Annotated in this window: 17 protein-coding genes; 6 read left to right on the top strand and 11 right to left on the bottom strand. The window is 67.1% G+C overall.

The annotated features are described in order from the left end of the window. Positions 1-72: 72 nt before the first annotated feature. The 6 genes from ATO3_RS04205 to cysG form a co-directional block, all read right to left on the bottom strand. On the bottom strand, positions 73-942 hold the full coding sequence (locus ATO3_RS04205; protein ID WP_088648514.1) for a ferredoxin--NADP reductase: 870 nt from the start codon (positions 940-942) through the stop codon (positions 73-75). Positions 943-1,012: 70 nt separating this feature from the next. After that, complete coding sequence (locus tag ATO3_RS04200) at positions 1,013-1,411, bottom strand: DUF934 domain-containing protein (protein WP_088648513.1); 399 nt, start codon at positions 1,409-1,411, stop codon at positions 1,013-1,015. An 81-nt stretch (positions 1,412-1,492) separates the two neighbouring features. Further along, the gene (locus tag ATO3_RS04195; RefSeq protein WP_233152034.1) at positions 1,493-2,245 is read right to left on the bottom strand and encodes a phosphoadenylyl-sulfate reductase; all 753 of its coding nucleotides are present in this window, start codon (positions 2,243-2,245) and stop codon (positions 1,493-1,495) included. A 7-nt stretch (positions 2,246-2,252) separates the two neighbouring features. Next, positions 2,253-3,917 carry a nitrite/sulfite reductase gene (locus ATO3_RS04190; RefSeq protein ID WP_088648511.1) on the bottom strand — a complete coding sequence of 555 codons (1,665 nt, stop codon included), beginning with the start codon at positions 3,915-3,917 and terminating at the stop codon, positions 2,253-2,255. Next, positions 3,910-4,221 carry a DUF2849 domain-containing protein gene (locus ATO3_RS04185; RefSeq protein WP_088648510.1) on the bottom strand — a complete coding sequence of 104 codons (312 nt, stop codon included), beginning with the start codon at positions 4,219-4,221 and terminating at the stop codon, positions 3,910-3,912. Before ATO3_RS04185 ends, ATO3_RS04190 begins: the two co-directional genes overlap by 8 nt. Further along, positions 4,221-5,624: a siroheme synthase CysG gene (gene cysG, locus ATO3_RS04180; protein ID WP_088648729.1), complete on the bottom strand. Its 1,404-nt coding sequence runs from the start codon at positions 5,622-5,624 to the stop codon at positions 4,221-4,223. The genes ATO3_RS04185 and cysG overlap by 1 nt, the downstream gene beginning before the upstream one ends. Positions 5,625-5,763: 139 nt before the next feature. Here cysG and ATO3_RS04175 point away from each other — a divergent pair, with 139 nt between their 5' ends. Next, entirely contained in the window at positions 5,764-6,231 is a 468-nt protein-coding gene (locus ATO3_RS04175; protein ID WP_088648509.1) for an Lrp/AsnC family transcriptional regulator, read from the top strand. A 220-nt stretch (positions 6,232-6,451) separates the two neighbouring features. Here ATO3_RS04175 and ATO3_RS04170 read toward each other — a convergent pair whose 3' ends face one another. After that, entirely contained in the window at positions 6,452-7,633 is a 1,182-nt protein-coding gene (locus ATO3_RS04170; protein WP_088648508.1) for a cytochrome P450, read from the bottom strand. A gap of 60 nt (positions 7,634-7,693) precedes the next feature. On the opposite strand from ATO3_RS04170, the gene ATO3_RS04165 reads away from it, so the two are divergent. From ATO3_RS04165 to ATO3_RS04145, 5 genes are all read left to right on the top strand, one after another. Beyond that, positions 7,694-9,454, top strand: coding sequence for a sensor histidine kinase (locus ATO3_RS04165; protein WP_088648507.1), 1,761 nt, complete (start codon positions 7,694-7,696; stop codon positions 9,452-9,454). Then, the gene (locus ATO3_RS04160; RefSeq protein WP_088648506.1) at positions 9,451-10,680 is read left to right on the top strand and encodes a sigma-54-dependent transcriptional regulator; all 1,230 of its coding nucleotides are present in this window, start codon (positions 9,451-9,453) and stop codon (positions 10,678-10,680) included. Before ATO3_RS04165 ends, ATO3_RS04160 begins: the two co-directional genes overlap by 4 nt. Before the next feature lie 290 nt (positions 10,681-10,970). Beyond that, positions 10,971-11,972, top strand: coding sequence for a DctP family TRAP transporter solute-binding subunit (locus tag ATO3_RS04155; RefSeq protein ID WP_088648505.1), 1,002 nt, complete (start codon positions 10,971-10,973; stop codon positions 11,970-11,972). Positions 11,973-12,066: 94 nt separating this feature from the next. Next, the gene (locus tag ATO3_RS04150; RefSeq protein ID WP_088648504.1) at positions 12,067-12,753 is read left to right on the top strand and encodes a TRAP transporter small permease; all 687 of its coding nucleotides are present in this window, start codon (positions 12,067-12,069) and stop codon (positions 12,751-12,753) included. Positions 12,754-12,757: 4 nt separating this feature from the next. Next, positions 12,758-14,152 (top strand): TRAP transporter large permease, encoded by a 1,395-nt coding sequence (locus tag ATO3_RS04145; RefSeq protein WP_088648503.1) that lies wholly within the window; start codon positions 12,758-12,760, stop codon positions 14,150-14,152. A 351-nt stretch (positions 14,153-14,503) separates the two neighbouring features. On the opposite strand, the gene tpiA is transcribed toward ATO3_RS04145, so the two are convergent. The 4 genes from tpiA to ATO3_RS04125 all read right to left on the bottom strand — a co-directional run bounded on the left by tpiA (position 14,504) and on the right by ATO3_RS04125 (position 17,966). Beyond that, complete coding sequence (gene tpiA, locus ATO3_RS04140) at positions 14,504-15,247, bottom strand: triose-phosphate isomerase (protein ID WP_088648502.1); 744 nt, start codon at positions 15,245-15,247, stop codon at positions 14,504-14,506. A 228-nt stretch (positions 15,248-15,475) separates the two neighbouring features. After that, positions 15,476-15,826: a HesB/IscA family protein gene (locus ATO3_RS04135; RefSeq protein ID WP_088648501.1), complete on the bottom strand. Its 351-nt coding sequence runs from the start codon at positions 15,824-15,826 to the stop codon at positions 15,476-15,478. Positions 15,827-16,160: 334 nt separating this feature from the next. Continuing rightward, positions 16,161-16,523, bottom strand: coding sequence for an SUF system Fe-S cluster assembly protein (locus tag ATO3_RS04130; protein ID WP_088648500.1), 363 nt, complete (start codon positions 16,521-16,523; stop codon positions 16,161-16,163). Positions 16,524-16,805: 282 nt separating this feature from the next. Then, positions 16,806-17,966 carry an HWE histidine kinase domain-containing protein gene (locus tag ATO3_RS04125; RefSeq protein ID WP_088648499.1) on the bottom strand — a complete coding sequence of 387 codons (1,161 nt, stop codon included), beginning with the start codon at positions 17,964-17,966 and terminating at the stop codon, positions 16,806-16,808. Between the last annotated feature and the right edge of the window lie 200 nt (positions 17,967-18,166).

The following is an 18,166-nucleotide window of genomic DNA, read 5'->3' as shown; positions in this document are numbered from 1 at the left end:
AAATACCCAGCCCGTAAGGTATATCCCCGATGCCACACCAGGCGGCATCGGGACGTGTTTGGAGAGTGTTTTTCAGCCCACGAAGGCCTTTTCGACGACGTACTCGGCGGGGTCGGAATTGGCCCCTTCGCGCAGGCCGAATCCTTCGAGAACGTCTTTCATGTCGGTGTTGAATCCCAGCGATCCGCACACCATGGCGCGGTCGGTGTCCGGGGTGATTGCCGGAATGCCGAGGTCCGAGAATACGGTGCCATTGGTCAGCAGATCGGTGATCCGGCCCATCTTCGGGCTCTCTTCGCGGGTCGTAGTCGGGTAATAGCGAATCTTCTTCCAGAATCCCTCGCCGATCACCTCGTTGAGCAGTTCGTCTTCCTTCAGCGCCTCGATCAGGCGATGGCCATATTCCAGCTCGGCCACGTCGCGGCAGGTGTGGGTGATGACGATCTCGTCGTATTTCTCGAAGGTTTCCGGTTCGCGCAGGAGAGAAGCGAAGGGCGCGAATCCGGTGCCGGTGGCGAAGAACCACAGCCGCTTGCCGGGCAGCAGCGCGTCATGCACCAGCGTGCCGACGGGCTTGGGGCGCAGGATGATCTGGTCGCCCGGCTTGATATGCTGCAGCCGGGAGGTCAGCGGGCCGTCCTGCACCTTGATCGAGTAGAACTCCAGCTCTTCGTCCCAGGCGGGAGAAGCGATGGAATAGGCGCGCAGCAGCGGCTTTTGCTTGCCGGTCTTCGGGTCGGGATCGCCCATCAGGCCGATCATCACGAATTCGCCCGACCGGAAGCGCAGGCTTTGCGGGCGCGTCACGCGGAACGAGAACAGCTGGTCTGTCCAATGCTCGACCGCGGTCACGGTCTGTGCGTCGGGAAGGGCCTTCACGGCAGGCTTGTCGGCGGGTTTGTCGGCGGGGTCGCCTTGGGTCACGGGTGTCATGTTCGTCATTCTGTGCATCACCGGCCCGAGGTAAACCGGTCTCCTTGTGTTCGTCTTGATCTGAATCAGGTCGCGGCGCTTAGCCGCGCAGGCGCGCCTGATAGTTATGCGCAGCCCAGTCGGCGCGGAAGACCCATTGATCCTCCGGCTGGCGCTCGGCGAGGGTTTCGTCGATCTCGACCTCGTCAAAACCCGCGCGGCGGGCCATGGCGTATTGGTCGGCCAGGACGTGGCCCTTCGCCCGCAGGCGGCCCTGAAAGCCGCGCAGGCGCAGCTGGCGCGCGATGGTGAAACCGCGCCCGTCGGCGAAGCTGGGGAAATCCACGCGGATCGCGGGCACGCCGTCAAGCTCGACTTCAAGCGGATCCACGTCCGAGGCCAGGTCGAGCCCCTCGTCGGTCTCTCGCGAGCCCGCCTCGGAAAAGCCCGTCGTCCATGTCTCCGGGCCGAACCCGGTATCGGTCACAAGCACCGTCATTGTCATCCTCTCGCGAAGGCCCGTGCCTTCATCTTTGTCCAAATACTCACTTGCCACGCCGGCCGGGGGCGCGACGCGGGGTCAGAGCGGCCCGCGTACCGCCTTGCCGTCGACGAAATGGATCCCGCATTCGTCCTTCTGGCTGTCGCGCCAGCGGCCCGAACGGGGGTCTTCGCCCTCTTCGACCTTCGACGTGCAGGGCCAGCAGCCGATCGAGGGATAGCCCTGCGCCACCAGCGGATGCCGGGGCAGGCGGTTCTCGTCCATGTAGGCGCGGACGTCTTCCGGCGCCCAGTGGGCAAGCGGGTTCACCTTGATCCGGCCGGTGCCGTCCTCGACCTCGAAGAAATCGAGCGCGGCACGGGTCGAGCTTTGGAACCGCTTGCGGCCCGTGATCCAGCCGTCGTAGCCGTCAAGCGCCCGTTGCAGCGGGATCGTCTTGCGCAGCGCGCAGCAGGCATCGGTGTCCGAGAACCGCAGTGCGCCGTAGGGATCCTTTTCCGCGATGTCGGCCGCCCGGATCACGCGCACATTGCGCAGCCCAAGCCGTTCCGTCACCTCCTGCTGGTACTCCAGCGTCTCGGTGAACAGCATCTCGGTGTCGATGAAAAGCACCGGGGTGGATTTGTCCACCACCGCCGCCATGTGCAGCAGCACGACCGATTCCGCGCCGAAACTCGACACCAGCGCGATGCGGCCCGCATCGCGCAGCGCCCCCTGCATCACGTCGGTGGCCGAGTGATGCCGGTAGCGATTGTTGAGAGCGGCGACCTTCTCTTCCGGGGTCTCGAAAGGGATGGCCGCGTCGTCTCTCAGTGAGTTGGCTGGATGCATCATCTGCTTACTCCGCCGCGAGGGCTTCCTGTTCGTAAAGCGCTGCCTTGAACGGATCCATGCCCAGCCGGCGATAGGCCTGGAGGAAGGTCTCGTCCTCGCCCTCGCGCAGGTCCAGGTAGGTCCGCATGATGCGCTCGATGGCCGGCACGATGTCCTCGTAAGAGAACCCCGGTCCGGTCCGCGTGCCCAGGCTCGCGGTTTCGGTGCCGTCGCCGCCCAGCGTGATCTGGTAATTCTCGACGCCCGCGCGATCGAGGCCGAGGATGCCGATATGGCCCACGTGATGGTGACCGCAGGCGTTGATGCAGCCCGAGATCTTGATCTTCATCTCGCCGATCTCGTGTTCCAGCTTCAGCTCTTCGAAGCGGGTGGCGATCTGCTGTGCGATCGGGATCGAGCGGGCCGTGGCCAGCGCGCAGTAATCCATGCCTGGGCAGGCGATGATGTCGGACACGAGGCCGATGTTCGCCGTGGCCAGATCCGCCTCCTTCAGCGCCGCGTGCAGCGCCGGCAGGTCGGACTTGTGGACATGCGGCAGGATCACGTTCTGCTCGTGGCTGATGCGCAGCTCGTCATGGCCGTACTTTTCGGCCAGGTCGCCCATCAGGCGCATCTGGTCCGCCGTGGCGTCACCGGGGGTGGCGCCCTGTTTCTTCAGCGAAATCGACACGATCGCATAGCCGTCCGCCTTGTGGGCCGACAGGTTGGTGTCGCACCAGGAGCGGAACACCGGATCCTCGTGATAGGCCGCCTTGAATGGCGCGTCGGACACGTTGCGGAAGGCTGGCGGCGCGAACATCTCCTCGATCCCGGCCAGAATCTCCTGGTCGACGCCCGAGAAGGTCGGACGGATCGCAGCGAAGCGTTCCTCGACCCGGGCGCGGATCTCGTCGATGCCGTGCTCGTGGACCATGATCTTGATCCGGGCCTTGTACTTGTTGTCGCGCCGGCCGAGCAGGTTGTAGACCGACAGGATCGCCTCCAGGTACGGCAGCAGGTCCGCCTGGGGCAGGAAATCGCGGATCACCTTGCCGATCATCGGTGTCCGGCCAAGGCCGCCGCCCACCAGCACCTCGAAGCCGCGCTGGCCGTTCTTCTCGACCAGGCGCAGGCCGATGTCATGGGCCTTGATGACGGCGCGGTCATGTTCGGCGCCGGTGATGGCGATCTTGAACTTGCGGCCAAGGAACTGGAACTCCGGGTGGTCGGTCGACCATTGCCGGATCAGCTCGGCCACGGGGCGCGGATCGGCGACCTCTTCGGCGGTGGCTCCGGCGAAATGGTCGGCGGTCACGTTGCGGATCGTGTTGCCGGAGGTCTGGATCGCGTGCAGGCCGACCTCGCCCAGGGCGTCGAGCATGTCCGGAATATCGCGCAGTTTCGGCCAGTTGTACTGGATGTTCTGGCGCGTGGTGAAATGGCCATAGCCCTTGTCCCACTTCTCGGCCAGCAGCCCGAGCTGGCGCATCTGCGCGCTGTTCAGCGTCCCGTAGGGGATCGCGACGCGCAGCATATAGGCATGCAGCTGCAGGTAGACACCGTTCATCAGGCGCAGGGGCTTGAATTCGTCCTCGGTGAGCGAGCCGCCGATGCGGCGCTCGACCTGGGCGCGGAACTGGGCGTTGCGTTCGGCAAGGAACGCTTCGTCGAATTCGTTGTACTTATACATGCTGCAGGTCCTCCTGCTTGCCATGGGCATAGTTGCTGGGGCCGGTGCGGCGGAAATCTTCTCGGAAATGAACGGGTTCGGGGCCGTTCTTTCCGGCCTTCATGTCGGTCAGGTAGGCGCCCACGACCTTCTCGGGCTGTGTCTCGGCCTCGGCCAGGCGCGCCTTGGCGTGCTCTTCCTCGGTCAGCAGCGCGGCCTCGGACAGGATGCGGGTCCAGCTGCCGTCCTCGGCGAGGTAGACGACATCACCCTCCAGCAGGTCATTGGCGGTCACCACTTTGGGCGTGAAGGGGCGTGGCGGCATCAGGCGAGCTCCTTTTGAAGGGCATGGGGATTGTCGGCCAGGGCGCCTTGCGCGGCGCGCGGCGCCAGGCCGAGAAAGGTGAGGGCGGGACCGGTCAGATCCGCCTTGGCGAGATCGTCGGCCATGGTCCCGATGGTGGAGGACACAACGCGCTGGTCCACGCGCGAGGCGTTTTCGACGAAGGTGACGGGCGTGGCGCGGTCGGCGCCATGGATCAGCAGCCGGCCCTGCACGAAGCGGGTGGCGCGCTTGCCCATGTAGATCGCGGCGACCTGGCCGGGCTTGGCAAGGTCAGACCATTCCTGCTCGGCAAAGCCCTTCATGTCATGCCCGGTCAGGAACCGGACCGAGGCATTGCGCCCGCGCCGGGTCAGCGACTGTCCGATCCCGGCCACGGCGGCCGAGGCCGAGGTGATGCCCGGCACGATATGCCAGCTGACACCGGCGGCCTCGCAGGCCTCGATCTCTTCGTCCAGCCGGCCGAAAACGGTGGCGTCGCCGGATTTCAGGCGCACCACCTGGTGGCCCTCACCGGCATGTTTCGTGATCAGCTGATTGATCTGGTCCTGCGGGGTCGAGGGGCCATAGGCCTCCTTGCCCGCGTCGATCATTACGGCCTCGCGGCGGGCGAGTTCCAGGATCTCGCCGCTGACAAGCCGGTCGTAGATCACCACGTCGGCGGCATCGAGCGCCTTGCGCGCCTTCAGCGTCAGAAGCTCCGGATCGCCGGGGCCCGCGCCGACAAAGGCCACGTGGCCCGGCGCCGCCTCACGGCCCAGATGACGGGTCAGCAGGTCGTCCAGCGCGGCATCGACCTTGTCCTCGCCCTCGGCAATCGCGCGGGGGCCGGCGTCGAAATAGTAATCCTGCCAGAAATCCCGGCGCGCGCGGCCATGAGGCAGGGCCTCGGCCATCTTGCGGAAGGCCTTGCCGATGCGGGCGAGCGGGCCCAGCGTGGCGGGCAGGCGCGCCTCCAGATCGGCCTTGATCGCGCGGGCCAGAACGGGGGCCGCGCCCTCGGTGCCGATGGCCACGGTGACCGGATCGCGGTCCACGATGGCGGGGGTGATGAACTCGCTGTCGGCGAGGTTGTCGACGATGTTGACCAGCGCGCCCTCTGCCTTGGCAATCGCGGCGGTGCGCTTGTCCTCGGCCTCGTCCTCGTCGGCGGCATAGAAAAGCGCCGCGCCTTTCACGTCGCCTTCGGCCAGCGGGCGGCGCACCAGCGTCAGCCGGCCATCGGCCGCCCAGCGGACGATCTCGTCCTCGGGCGCTTCGGCATGGACGACAATCGCGGCCTCGGATTTCATCAAAAGCCGCAGCTTCGCCAGCGCGGCCTCGCCGCCGCCGGAGAGGACGATGCTGCGTTCGGAAAGCGCGAGGAAGATCGGAAAGTGCTGCATTGCGGCGTCCATGGCTGTTCTGCCATTCAATGTAGGAAAAAATCCCCCTTTCCCACTAGGCCTCTGGCCAAATAAGGACATGTGTTCCAAGATGCGATGCTGCGGAGGCAAAAGATTTGCGAATGCCGGGAGAGACGGAATGACGGTGCGCATCGACGAGACGGATCGGAAAATCCTTGCGGAACTGCAGCGCGACGCGGGCCAGTCGCTGGAGGAGATCGCGACTGCGGTCGGGTCGTCCAAGACACCGGTCTGGAACCGAATCCGCAAGCTGCGCGAGGCCGGCGTGATCGGCCAGCAGACGGTGATCCTCGATGCCGAGGCACTGGGGTTCGAGGCGACCTTCTTCGTGCTGATCCGCACCTCGGCGCACGAGGCCGACTGGCAGCGCCAGTTCCTCAAGGCGTTGCAGGAGCGCCCCGAAGTGCAGGAGGCGCACCGGCTGGCGGGTGACATCGACTATATCCTGAAGGTCCGGGTGCGAAACGCGCGGGCCTATGACGCCTTCTACCAGGCGCTGATTTCCGAGGTGCGGGTGCACAACGTGACGGCGCTTCTGTCGATGGAAGAGATCAAGTCCACGACGATGCTGCCTCTGGACGGGTAGAAGGGGGCGCTGCCCCCGTCGCCTTTGGCGACTCCCCCGGAGGTATTTTTCCAAGGTGAAGACATGGGGTGCGCACGCTGGCCCTATGGTGCCGGAGTTTGCAACCAGGGGATCCGACATCTGCAAACAAGCCGAAGGTGGGGGGCGTCGCGCTGCGCCCCTGTCTTCACCTTGGGAAAAATACTCCGACGCAACGCCTGCAACCGGCGCAGGTCCCCGTTCAGCGCGCCACCACCAGCCGTGTGAGCCCGTGAAAATGGTAGGTGTCGGCGAAGTCTGGCGTCTCGGTAAGGTGCAGGCCGGGGCAGCGGTCGAACAGGACGGGCAGGGCGATCTGCATCTCCAGCCGGGCGAGCGGCGCGCCGACGCAGAAATGCAGGCCCCCGCCGAGGCTGGTGTGGGTGGTCTGGGCGCGTGACGGGTCGAACACCTCCGGGTTGGGCCAGACCGAGGGGTCGCGGTTGGCGGCGGCCAGCATCAGCGCGACCTCGTCGCCGCGGCGGAAGGCATGGCCCAAAAGCTCCATGTCCTCGTAGGCGTAGCGCGTGAACATGTGCAGGGGCGGGTCGTAGCGCAGGATCTCCTCGACCGTGGCGGCGATGGTGTCCGGCGCCATCCAGGCCGGGTCGAGGCCCAGCCGCAGCATCGTCTTCACCCCGTTGGCCAGACCGTGCACCGTCGCCTCGTGGCCCGCGTTCAGCAGCAGGATGCAGGTGCCGATCAGCTCGTCGGTGGAGAGCTTCGTGCCGTCCTCCTCGGCCGCGATCAGGCTGGAGATCAGGTCGTCCGAGGGGGTCTTGCGGCGGTCGTCGATATAGTCGCGCAGGTAGGCGGTGAAGGCGGCCGAGGCGGCGGCGGCGCTGTCCTCGGTCGCGCGGGTGCGGCTGGCCTGGTACATGGCGACCATGCGGTGGCTCCAGTCCAGCAGCCGGTCGGCGTCGGCCTCGGGCACGCCCAGCAGGCGGCAGATCACGGTGACGGGCACGGCGGTGCAATAGGCGGGCAGCAGGTCGAAGGGGCCCTCGGGGAACCGGTCCACCAGGTCGTGGCAAAGCTGCGTGATGTCGGACGCCATGGCGGTGATGCGGCGCGAGGTGAAGGCGCGCAGCACCAGACCGCGCAGGCGGGTGTGGCGCGGCGGTTCGGCATCGAGCAGCGAGGTGTCCTCGACCGCCAGCCAGGGGGCGAGATGGGCGGGCCGGTCCTCCGGCATCTCGGCGGGGCGTTCGCGGCCGAAGCGGCGGTCGCGCAGCAGCGCGTGGACCTGGGGCTGGCCGAAGGCGGCGACCATGCCGTAGTCTTCCCAGAACACCAGCGGCCCCATGGCGCGGGCGCGGTCATAGACCGGGTAGGGGTCCTGGACGAAGGCGGGGTCGGTGGGGGACTGGACGAGGCGCTGCATGGCACCAGATGACCGGGCGCACTGGTCAATGCAAGGGGGCCTTTGCTACCGTTTCGTCCGATGAGCGATCTGACCGAGGAGAACCGCGCCGGTGTGGCGATCTTCCTGGCTGTCGTGGCCCTTCTGGCCGCGCTGGCCGGGCAGCTGGGTTATCGGCAGGCGGTGGATCAGCTGGCGCGGCGGGGCATGTCCGACATGGCGCTGGCCGCCGACAGCCTGACCTCGCAGATGCAGACCTACCGCGAGCTTGCCGTGCTGATGGCCGATCACCCGGTGCTCGAGGATCTCGACAGCCCCGCGGCCCGCGCCGCCGCGCAGGAGGTGCTGCGGACGGTCGCGGACAAGACCTCGGCGCTGGACCTGGTCTTTGCCGATGCCGGCGGTGCGATCGTGGTGTCGGCCAGCGGCGCGGGGGGCGACCTGGCGACGGCGGCGGATTTCAGGCGCGCGATGCAGGGGGCGCTTGGCGATGCGCATGGCCGCAGGGGGCGCGAGGCGAGGCGGGAATGGTCCTTTGCCGCGCCGGTCTTTGCGCCCGGGGGCCGGATCCGGGGGGCGGTTGTGGTCACGGTCGACGTGGATGACCTGGAGGAGGACTGGCGCGGGGGGCGCGCGCCGGTCTATTTCGTCGACGCCGATGGCATGGTCTTCATCACCAACCGGTCGGAGCTTCTGTTCTGGGAACAGGTGCCGGGGACGCCCGGGCTGCAGCCGCCGAACGGCCCGGTGCCGCAGACCCGCGCGCGCGACGTGGGCGGGCACGAGGTCTGGCGCATGGGATGGAGCCCTTACGTCCCGCGCCACGCCCTGCACCTGGCGCAGCCGCTGCCGGTGATCGGGCTGACGGCGAACATCCTTGTCGATCTTGCCCCGGCGCGGCGGCTGGCGCTGACACAGGGCGCCGCCGTGGCCGCGATCTGCCTGGCCTTCGGGCTGATGCTGAAGCTGGCCACCGAACGGCGCCGCGCGCTGGCGCTGGCCAATGCCAAGCTGGAGACGCGTGTGGCCGCGCGGACCCGGGCGCTGACCCAGGCCAATGCCAGGCTGCGGCGCGAGGTGGCCGAACGCGAGGAGGCCGAGGCCGCGCTGAAACGTGCGCAGGCCGAGCTGATCCAGGCCGGCAAGCTGTCGGCCCTGGGCCAGATGAGCGCGGGCATCAGCCACGAGCTGAACCAGCCCCTGATGGCGATCCGGCAGTTTGCCGAGAATGGCGCGGCGTTCCTCGACCGCGACCGGCCCGACATGGCGCGCGGCAATCTCGACAAGATCTCGGCGCTGGCACAGCGCGCCGCGCGGATCATCCGCAACCTGCGCGCCTTTGCCCGCAACGAAAGCGAGCCGATGAGCCGCGTGGACGTGGTGCAGGTGATCAATGCGGCCGTGGAGATGACCGAGGCGCGGCTGACCCGCGACGCGGTGCGGCTGGACTGGACCCCGCCACAGGCGCCGGTGCCGGTGCGGGGCGGCGAGGTGCGGCTGGTGCAGGTCTTCGTCAACCTGATCACCAATGCCGCCGATGCGATGATGGCGCAGGAGGACCGCGCCATCGCGATCACGCTGGAGCAGGGCGCGCGCATTTCCGTCCGCCTGCGCGACATCGGGCCCGGCATCGCCGATCCCGACCGCATCTTCGAGCCGTTCTATACCACCCGCGAGGTCGGCAGCGACGAAGGGCTTGGCCTGGGCCTGTCGATCTCCTACGGGCTGGTGCAAAGCTTTGGCGGTGACATTCGCGGCGCCAATGCCGACGGCGGCGGGGCGGTCTTTACCGTCGAGCTGGAAAGCTGGGACGAACCGGGCGCGACGGGAGAGGCGGCATGAACGGCAGGGTGCTTCTGGTGGAAGACGATGCCTCGGTCCGCGAGGCGCTGGCCCAGACGCTGGAGCTGGCGGAGCTGGAGCCGATCCAGGCGGGGTCCTTCGTGGCGGCCAAGGACCGGATCACGCGGGATTTTCCCGGGGTGATCCTGTCGGACATCCGGATGCCGGGGCGCGACGGGTTCCACCTGCTGGATTACGCGCGCGACGTGGATGACGAGCTGCCCGTGGTGCTGCTGACCGGCGAGGGCGACATCCCGATGGCCGTGCGCGCGATGGAACGCGGCGCCTTCGGTTTCCTTGAAAAGCCCTGCGCGCCGGCCGAGCTGGTGCAGACGCTGAGCCGGGCGCTTGAGGCGCGCCTTGGCGTGCTGAGCCAGCGCGCCGCGCGGGCCCGGGCCGAGACGGGCGATCCGGCGGCGCGGCTGATCTTCGGCGTCTCGGACCTGGCCGAGGGGCTGCGCGCCCGGGTGCGCCGGCTGGCCGAGCTGGAGACGCCGGTGCTGATCGAGGGTGCGCCGGGCACCGGGATCTCCAAGGTGGCCGAGGTCATTCACCTGTGTTCGGCCCGCTCCAAGGGGCCGTTCGAGAAACGCGCCAGCGCCGGGCTCGACCGCGAGGGGCTGGACGCCGCGCTGGCGGCGGCCTCGGGCGGGGCGCTTTTTCTCGACGAGATCGTGCAGCTGCCGGCCGACACCCAGATCGCCCTGATCGAGGCGCTGGAGGAGGCGCCGGTGGCCCGGATCATGGCCGGCAATTCGCAGGACAGCGAGGTGCTGCAGGATGCCGGACGGCTGAACCCCGAGCTTTATTATCGCCTGCAGGTCACCGGCCTGCGGGTGCCGTCGCTGGCGGAGCGGCCCGAGGACATCCCGGTGCTCTTCCGCAATTACGTGGCCCAGGCCGCCGAACAGGCCGGCATCCGGGCGCCCGAGATCCGCGCCGATCACATGGCGGCGCTGATGGTGCAGGACTGGCCGGGCAACGCGCGCTCGCTGATGTCGTCGGCCATGCGCTTCGTGCTGGGCATGTCGGACGAGGTCTCCTCCGCCGCCGAGCTGGGGCTGGCGGAACAGATGGCGCGTGTCGAACGCTCGTTGCTGATCGCGGCGCTGGGGCGGCAGAACGGGCGCGCCTCCGAGGCCGCCAGGGCGCTGAAACTGCCGCGCAAGACCTTCTACGACAAGCTGGCCAAGTACGGCATCCGGCCCGAGGATTTCCGGCGCTGAGGCGGCTGAGCCGTTGTGTCGGAGTATTTGGGCAAAGATGAAGCAGGGGGACTCGCCCCGCGATCTGTGTGGTTTTCCGCACATATCTCGTCAGGCGCTGTGCGGTTCTTCGCACAGGCCGGGGCGGTCCGGACCGGCGGACCCACCCTAAGGCGTGGATAACAAAAGGTTAAGGTGGCCGAGAGACCGGTTAATCAAGTTTTGTTGTCAGTGCATTGCGGCTTTGCATGATGCGGGATCAGCGCGCGGCATTCCGCGCCGAGATCGGACATTCACCCGGGAGGAGACCCATGAAGACGTTCCTGAAAGCCACCGCAGCCCTGGCGCTGTGCTTTACCGCCAACTCGGCCATCGCGGCCTGCGAGGACGGCGAGATCGTCGTCAAGTTCGCCCATGTCACCAACACCGACCGCCATCCCAAGGGCATCGCGGCCTCGCTGCTGCAAGAACGTGTCAATGACGAGATGAACGGCACCATGTGCATGGAGGTCTATCCGAACTCCACGCTTTACAACGACGACCAGGTGCTGGAGGCGATGCTGCAGGGCGACGTGCAGCTGGCCGCGCCCTCGCTGTCGAAATTCGAGACCTTCACCAAGGTCTTCCGCATCTTCGACCTGCCGTTCATGTTCAAGAACATCGACGCGGTCGACGCCTTCCAGGCCTCGGACACCGGCGAGGCGATGAAGGATTCGATGACCCGCCGCGGCCTGCAGGGGCTGGAGTTCTGGCACAACGGGATGAAGCAGTTTTCGGCCAACAAGCCGCTGATCGAGCCCACCGATGCCGCGGGCCTCAAGTTCCGGGTGCAGCCGTCGGACGTGCTGGTGGCGCAGATGGAAGCGCTGGATGCCTCGCCGCAGCCGATGGCCTTCTCGGAAGTCTACGGTGCGCTGCAGCAGGGCGTCGTCGACGGGCAGGAGAACACCTGGTCCAACATCTATGGCCAGAAATTCTTTGAAGTGCAGGACGGCACGACCGAGACCAACCACGGCGTGCTCGACTATCTGGTGGTGACCTCGGTCGACTGGCTCGACAGTCTCGACCCGGAGGTGCGCGATCAGTTCCTGACCATCCTGCAGGAGGTGACCGCCGAGCGGAACGCCGCGGTGGGCCAGGTCGACATGGAAGCCCGCCAGGCGATCCTGGATACCGGCGCCGTGATCCGCGAACTGACACCCGAGCAGCGCCAGGCCTGGGTCGACGCGATGAAGCCGGTCTGGGAGCAGTTCGAAGGCGACGTGGGCGCCGACAACATCGCCGCCGCGCAAGAGATCAACGCCTCGATGTGATCGGGGTCCGGCCGGCGGGCGGGGGCCCGCCGGTCGTATCGTTTTTGGCGCCGGGCCCGGGTCGGTCCGGCGCGCATCGTGAGGGAGGGGACCCATGAGCGGGCAGACCTATAAACCGCGGTCCGGGCTGGCCCGGGCGATCAACACGCTCGAGGAGACGCTGATCGCCCTGATCCTGGGGCTGATGACGCTGGTCACCTTCATAAACGTGGTGCTGCGCTACGGCTTCAATTCCTCGTTCATCTGGGGGCTGGAGGTCACGCTGATCCTCTTTGCCTGGCTGGTGATCCTGGGCGTGAGTTATTGCGTCAAGATCACCGCGCATCTGGGCGTGGACGCTATCACCAACATGATGCCGGCGGGGCCGCGCCGGACCGTCGCGCTGATCTCCGCGGCGGTCTGCATCGTCTACGGGCTGCTGCTGTTCAAGGGCGCCTGGGATTACTGGGCCCCCTTCGCGGCGCTGCAGCCGACGGAAGGGCGCTGGTTCCCGATGGGCTTCACCGAAGGGGTGCGCGACCGGGCCTTCTATACCACCGATCAGGTGCCGATGCTGGGCATCTTCCGCTGGCTGGAGGAGGCGATCAACTACGGCGACACCTATGACAAGCTGCCCCGGGTGATCCCCTACGCGGTGCTGCCCTTCGGGACGGCGCTGCTGCTCTACCGGTTCATCCAGGCCGGGATCGGCGTGCTGAACGGCAGCCGCGCCAGCCTGATCGTCAGCCACGAAGCCGAAGACGCGGTCGAGGATGTCGCCGCCATGAACCGCGGAGACTGATCCCATGGATGTCGCACTTCTCTTCGCCCTCGTCATCGGGCTGATGCTGATCGGGGTGCCGATCGCCGTGTCGCTGGGCCTGTCGTCGATCCTGTTCCTGCTGGCGTTTTCGGACACCTCGCTGGCCTCGATCGCGCAGAGCTTCTACCAGGCGATGGCCGGGCATTACACGCTGCTGGCGATCCCGTTCTTCATCCTGGCGTCGTCCTTCATGTCGACGGGGGGCGTGGCCAAGCGGATCATCCGGTTTTCCATTGCCTGCGTCGGCCACCTGCGCGGCGGGCTGGCGATTGCCGGGGTCTTCGCCTGCATGCTCTTCGCGGCCCTGTCGGGGTCGTCGCCTGCGACGGTGGTGGCGATCGGGTCGATCGTGATCGCGGCGATGCGGCAGGCGGGCTATACCAAGGATTTCGCCGCCGGGGTCATCGCCAACGCGGGCACCCTGGGCATCCTGATCCCGCCGTCGATCGTGATGGTGGTCTATGCCTCGGCCACCGATGTGTCGGTGGGGCGGATGTTCCTGGCCGGGGTCATCCCGGGCATCATGGCCGGTGTCATGCTGATGATCACCATCTACATCATGGCCGGGATCAAGGGCATGCCCAAGGGCGAGTGGCACGGCTGGGGCGAGATCTGGGCCGCGTTCAAGGATGCCTTCTGGGGCCTGATGCTGATCGTGATCATCATGGTGGGCATTTATGGCATTCCCGGCATCACCGGCGCGATCTTCACGCCGACGGAAGCCGCCGCCGTGGCCTCGGTCTATGCCTTCCTGGTGGCGGTCTTCGTCTACCGCGACATGGGGCCGCTGGCGACGCCGGAGGGCGAGCGCAATCACACGCTGCTGGAAAAACCCTGGGCGCTGGTGACGGCGCTGGTGCATCCGGACACGAAGAAGACGCTGTTCGAGGCGGGCAAGCTGACGATCACGCTGATGTTCATCATCGCCAACGCGCTGATCCTGAAGCATGTTCTGACCGACGAGCAGATCCCGCAGCAGATCGCGAGCGCCATGCTGGCGGCCGGGCTGGGGCCGGTGATGTTCCTGGTGATCGTGAACGTGATCCTGCTGATCGGCGGGCAGTTCATGGAGCCTTCGGGGCTTCTGGTGATCGTGGCGCCGCTGGTCTTTCCGATCGCCATCGAGCTGGGGATCGACCCGATCCACCTGGGCATCATCATGGTGGTGAACATGGAAATCGGGATGATCACGCCGCCCGTGGGCCTGAACCTGTTCGTGACCTCGGGCGTGGCGGGGATGCCGATGATGCGGGTGGTGAAGGCGGCGCTGCCGTTCCTCGCGGTGCTGTTCGTCTTCCTGATCCTGGTGACCTACGTGCCCTGGATCTCGACCTTCCTGCCGACGGCCCTGATGGGGCCGGAGATCATCACGAACTGAATGCGGCCCGGGGGGGGTGTCCCACGCGTGGGACTCCCCCCGGGTATTGGAAAAACAAGGGGTTGCGGGGGCGGTTTAACCCTTTCGCAACCTTTTGCCTTTGGCGGAGGCGTGATCCAGCGGTGCGCTGCCGCGCATTGCTGATTATTGCGGGAGGGAGAGGCGACGCCTTGCTGCGGGCGGTGTGCCCTTTGCCGGTGCCGGGGTGTCCGCTGAGACACGGTTCAGGGGCAACGTTCGGCGGGACGTCGGTCCACTGGACCGACGTCTGACCCGCCTCACCCCTGAACGCGCCCTGACAAGGATATGCCACCCTGGGCCATGTCGTCACCACTGGCCGAGGGTGGGCTGTCAGGCGGCGTCGAGCGCGTCGATGATGCCGCCGAAATCCGAGGCCTTGAGGCTGGCGCCACCGACCAGCGCGCCGTCGACATCCGCCACGGCGAAGATCTCGGCCGCGTTGGAGGGTTTCACCGACCCGCCGTAGAGCAGGCGGATCGCGCCAGCGATCTGGGCGCCGAGGTGGCCGGTGAGTTCGGACCGGAGCGCGGCATGGACTTCGGCGATCTGGTCGGTCGTGGGCGTCAGACCGGTGCCGATCGCCCAGACCGGCTCATAGGCGATCACAAGGGTCTCTCCCGTGGCGCCTTCGGGGAGGGAGCCTGCGAGCTGGGCGGTGATGACGTCGATGGTGCTGCCGGCTTCGCGCTGGTCGAGATCCTCGCCGACGCAGACGATGGCGGTCAGGCCCGCGGCGATGGCCGCCTCGGCCTTGGATTTCACGATGGCATCGGTTTCACCGTGATCGGCGCGGCGTTCGGAATGGCCCAGGATGGCATAGGTGGCGCCGGCATCGGCCAGCATCTCGGCCGAGACGTCGCCGGTATGGGCGCCGGAGGTGGCAAAATGGCAATCCTGGCCGCCAAGGGCGACGGTTCCGCCGGCGCTGACGGCGGCCCGGGCGATCAGGGTCGCGGGCGGGCAGATCAGCACCTCGCAGGTGGGGGCGGGCCGTTCGGCCAGTGCCGCCAGCTCGGCCAGGGCCGCGCCGGTTCCGTTCATCTTCCAGTTTCCTGCTGCCAGTTTCCGCCGCATCGCTGCCCCCAATCCGTTGGCTGAATTCGTTTATATGCCGCATGGGTAGCACCCGCGCAGGGGCGAGACAAACCCGGAAGGGACCGCGGCGTGGTTCAGGTGGGAAACGGCAGGGATCGAGGCCGATCGGCGTGCATGTCGGGGGCAGCTCTATGCGGCCAGGTGCGGTGAGGCCTGGCCCCACCCCGCGAGCGTAGCACGACGGGCGCGGGGGCCGCGCCCGGGGCGTTACATGTCGGCGAACTTGATGGATTCGCCGCAGCCGCAGGCTTCGGTCACGTTCGGGTTGTTGAACCTGAAGCCGGCCTCGAGCAGCGAGACCTCGTAGTCGATTTCTGTGCCGAAGAGGAACATCTGCGCCATGGGCGCGATCATCACGCGGGCGCCTTCCTGTTCCACCACCTCATCGTGGGGGTCGGTTTCGGCCACATACTCCATCGTGTATTCCATGCCGGCGCAGCCGCCCTTCTTCACACCGATGCGCAACCCGGTCTTGTCGCCGGATTCCATCAGCTTGCGGATCTGGGCAGCGGCGCGCGGCGTGATCGTGACCGCCTGTTTGCCGGGTATTGAAAACATCTGAACATGCTCCTTTGCAGGCAATGTAGGGGCTTGGTCGGATCGGCTCAAGCACCGGAGGCAGGATTCGGGGCGCAGGGGGCGGGCAGAACGGGTCGTCAGGGAAAATGGCCGCCCGGTTCACGTGCCGGGCGGCCCAGAACGGGCCCGAATTGCGCCGAGGGGACAGCTGGGATGGCCCGGAACCAGAGGCGCGGCGCGGGTCCGGACGGGGCCGGAGCGCACCTGCCGCAAGTGCTGGCCGAGAGCTAGGCGCTGCGGATGACGTGGCGGTGACGGCCGCGTAACAGATTTGAAACGCTGGCGTTTTTTCCTGTGGATAAGGGTCGCTGACCTACATGAAGCCAAGTTCGAGGCGCGCCTCGTCGGACATCATCTCCATGCCCCAGGGCGGTTCCCACGTCAGGTCGACATCCACCTGCTTGACCCCGCCGATGGGTTCGACCGCATCGGCCACCCATCCGGGCATGTCGCCGGCCACCGGGCAGCCCGGGGCGGTCAGGGTCATGAGGATCTTCACCTCGTTTTCCGGAGAAATATCAATGGTATAGATCAGGCCCAACTCGTAGATGTTGACCGGGATTTCAGGGTCGTAGACCGTCCGGCAAGCATCGACGATCTGCTCGTAGAGCGGGTGATCGGTGCTTGACGGAGGGATCAGCGGCGTGCCTTCCATCGGTTCGGGCGAGTGGGTCATGATTATCCTCTTCCGGGGTTCCTGACTGAACATATAGGAAATCGGCGGTGAGCGTAAAGGGACGGCGTGCCCAAGGGATGGTCGGTTTTGTACCGGGGCCGGGGGGCGGATTGTCCGTTTTGTACAAAACCCGGGCGCGGTCAGGCCGCCACCCGGACCCGGGGCCTGTTACGGGTCACGCGCGCCCCGTGCCCCCGTCATGCCGTCCACACGATTACGGGCTCTCAGGCGCGGCCTCGCCGGCGGGCCCCGTAGGGTGGGGTTACACCCCACCGCCACCGGTCACACCCGCAGGCTGGCTTCGGGCAGCGAGATCCGGCGCGACAGGGACCGGTCGGCGTATCTGGTGTCCAGCGTCCCGTCGAGCTGGCGTTCGACCGAGATCTGCAGAAGCTCGGTGCCGAAGCCGTGGCCCGAGGGCGAGGAATTGCTGCCCGACGGATCGGAGGGGGGCGTGATGCCCTCTTCCAGCCAGTCGATCACGATACGGTCGCCCGCGGTGTGCCAGGACACCGTCAGCCGGCCCTCGGTATCCGACAGGGCGCCGTACTTGGCGGCGTTGGTGGCCAGCTCGTGGAAGACCAGGGCCAGGTAGGTCACCGCCTTCTGGCCCAGGATCAGGTTCGGACCGTCGATCGTCACCCGCTCGATCTCGCGGTCCAGGTGCGGCTCAAGCAGCGTGGCGATCAGCTTCTGCAGCGAGATCTGCGGCCCGGCCTGTTCATGGGCCACCACCACCGGCACGATCAGCTCATGCGCCTGGGCCAGGGCCTGGACGCGGCTTTCCAGCGCCGTGGCAAGATCGTCGAGCGAGCTTTCCTGCCGGCGCGACAGGCGGATGATGCCCGAGATGATGGAGAAGATGTTCTTCACGCGGTGGTTCATCTCGCGCAGCAGCATCTGGCGGTCGGCCAGCATCTCGCGCATGGCGATCTCGGTCTCCAGCATGGCGGAGAGGTCCTTGAGCGCCTCGACCTGGCCTTCGGTCCAGTCGTGGGGCGAATCGTCGATGGCGCAGAACGAGCCCAGGGTCTCGCCGCTGGGGCCGTGCACGGGCACGCCGAGATAGGCGACGACGCCCAGCTCCTCGACGGCGAGATTGTCGCGCAGCAGCTTGTGGTCGCGCGCGTCCGACACCGCCAGCGGCGTGTCGGCGGTGACGACATACTGGCAGAAGGAATGCGACAGCGGGGTGCCCCGGTCGCGGGCGGCGTCGCCGGTCAGGCCGGTCTGGGCCTTGAAGAACTGGCGTTGGCCATCGACCAGCGACAGCAGCCCCACGGGGGTGCCGGTGATCCGGGTGGCCAGGCGCACGGCGCGGTCAAAGACCTCTTCGGGCGCGGTGTCGAGAAGGTCGGTGGCGTCAAGCGCCGAGAGCCGTCCGGGCGCGCGCAGGCGGCTGGTGTGGTCCTTCGGGGCGTCGGCAGGAAAGGGGTGGGTCATGTCTGCGCAGGCCGGGTGAGGGAGCCGGCCGGGCCGGGCTCCGCGCTCGGAGGGCGGCCCGTGGTGCGGGTGGAGTGGCGTGCGGCCATATGTGATGTCTGTTCCCCTGGGGTGACCGCGCGGGATGCTGCGGACCCAAAGGGATGTTTAGCCCGTATCCGGGTGGGATCAATGAAAATTAGGGAAAAGCCTCTGGGGCG

It is taken from the genome of Marinibacterium profundimaris, from assembly GCF_002210095.1.
GTDB classification, from domain to species: domain Bacteria; phylum Pseudomonadota; class Alphaproteobacteria; order Rhodobacterales; family Rhodobacteraceae; genus Marinibacterium; species Marinibacterium profundimaris.
Note: the sequence above shows the minus strand (reverse complement) of the source record. Positions and strands in the feature narration are given on the sequence as shown.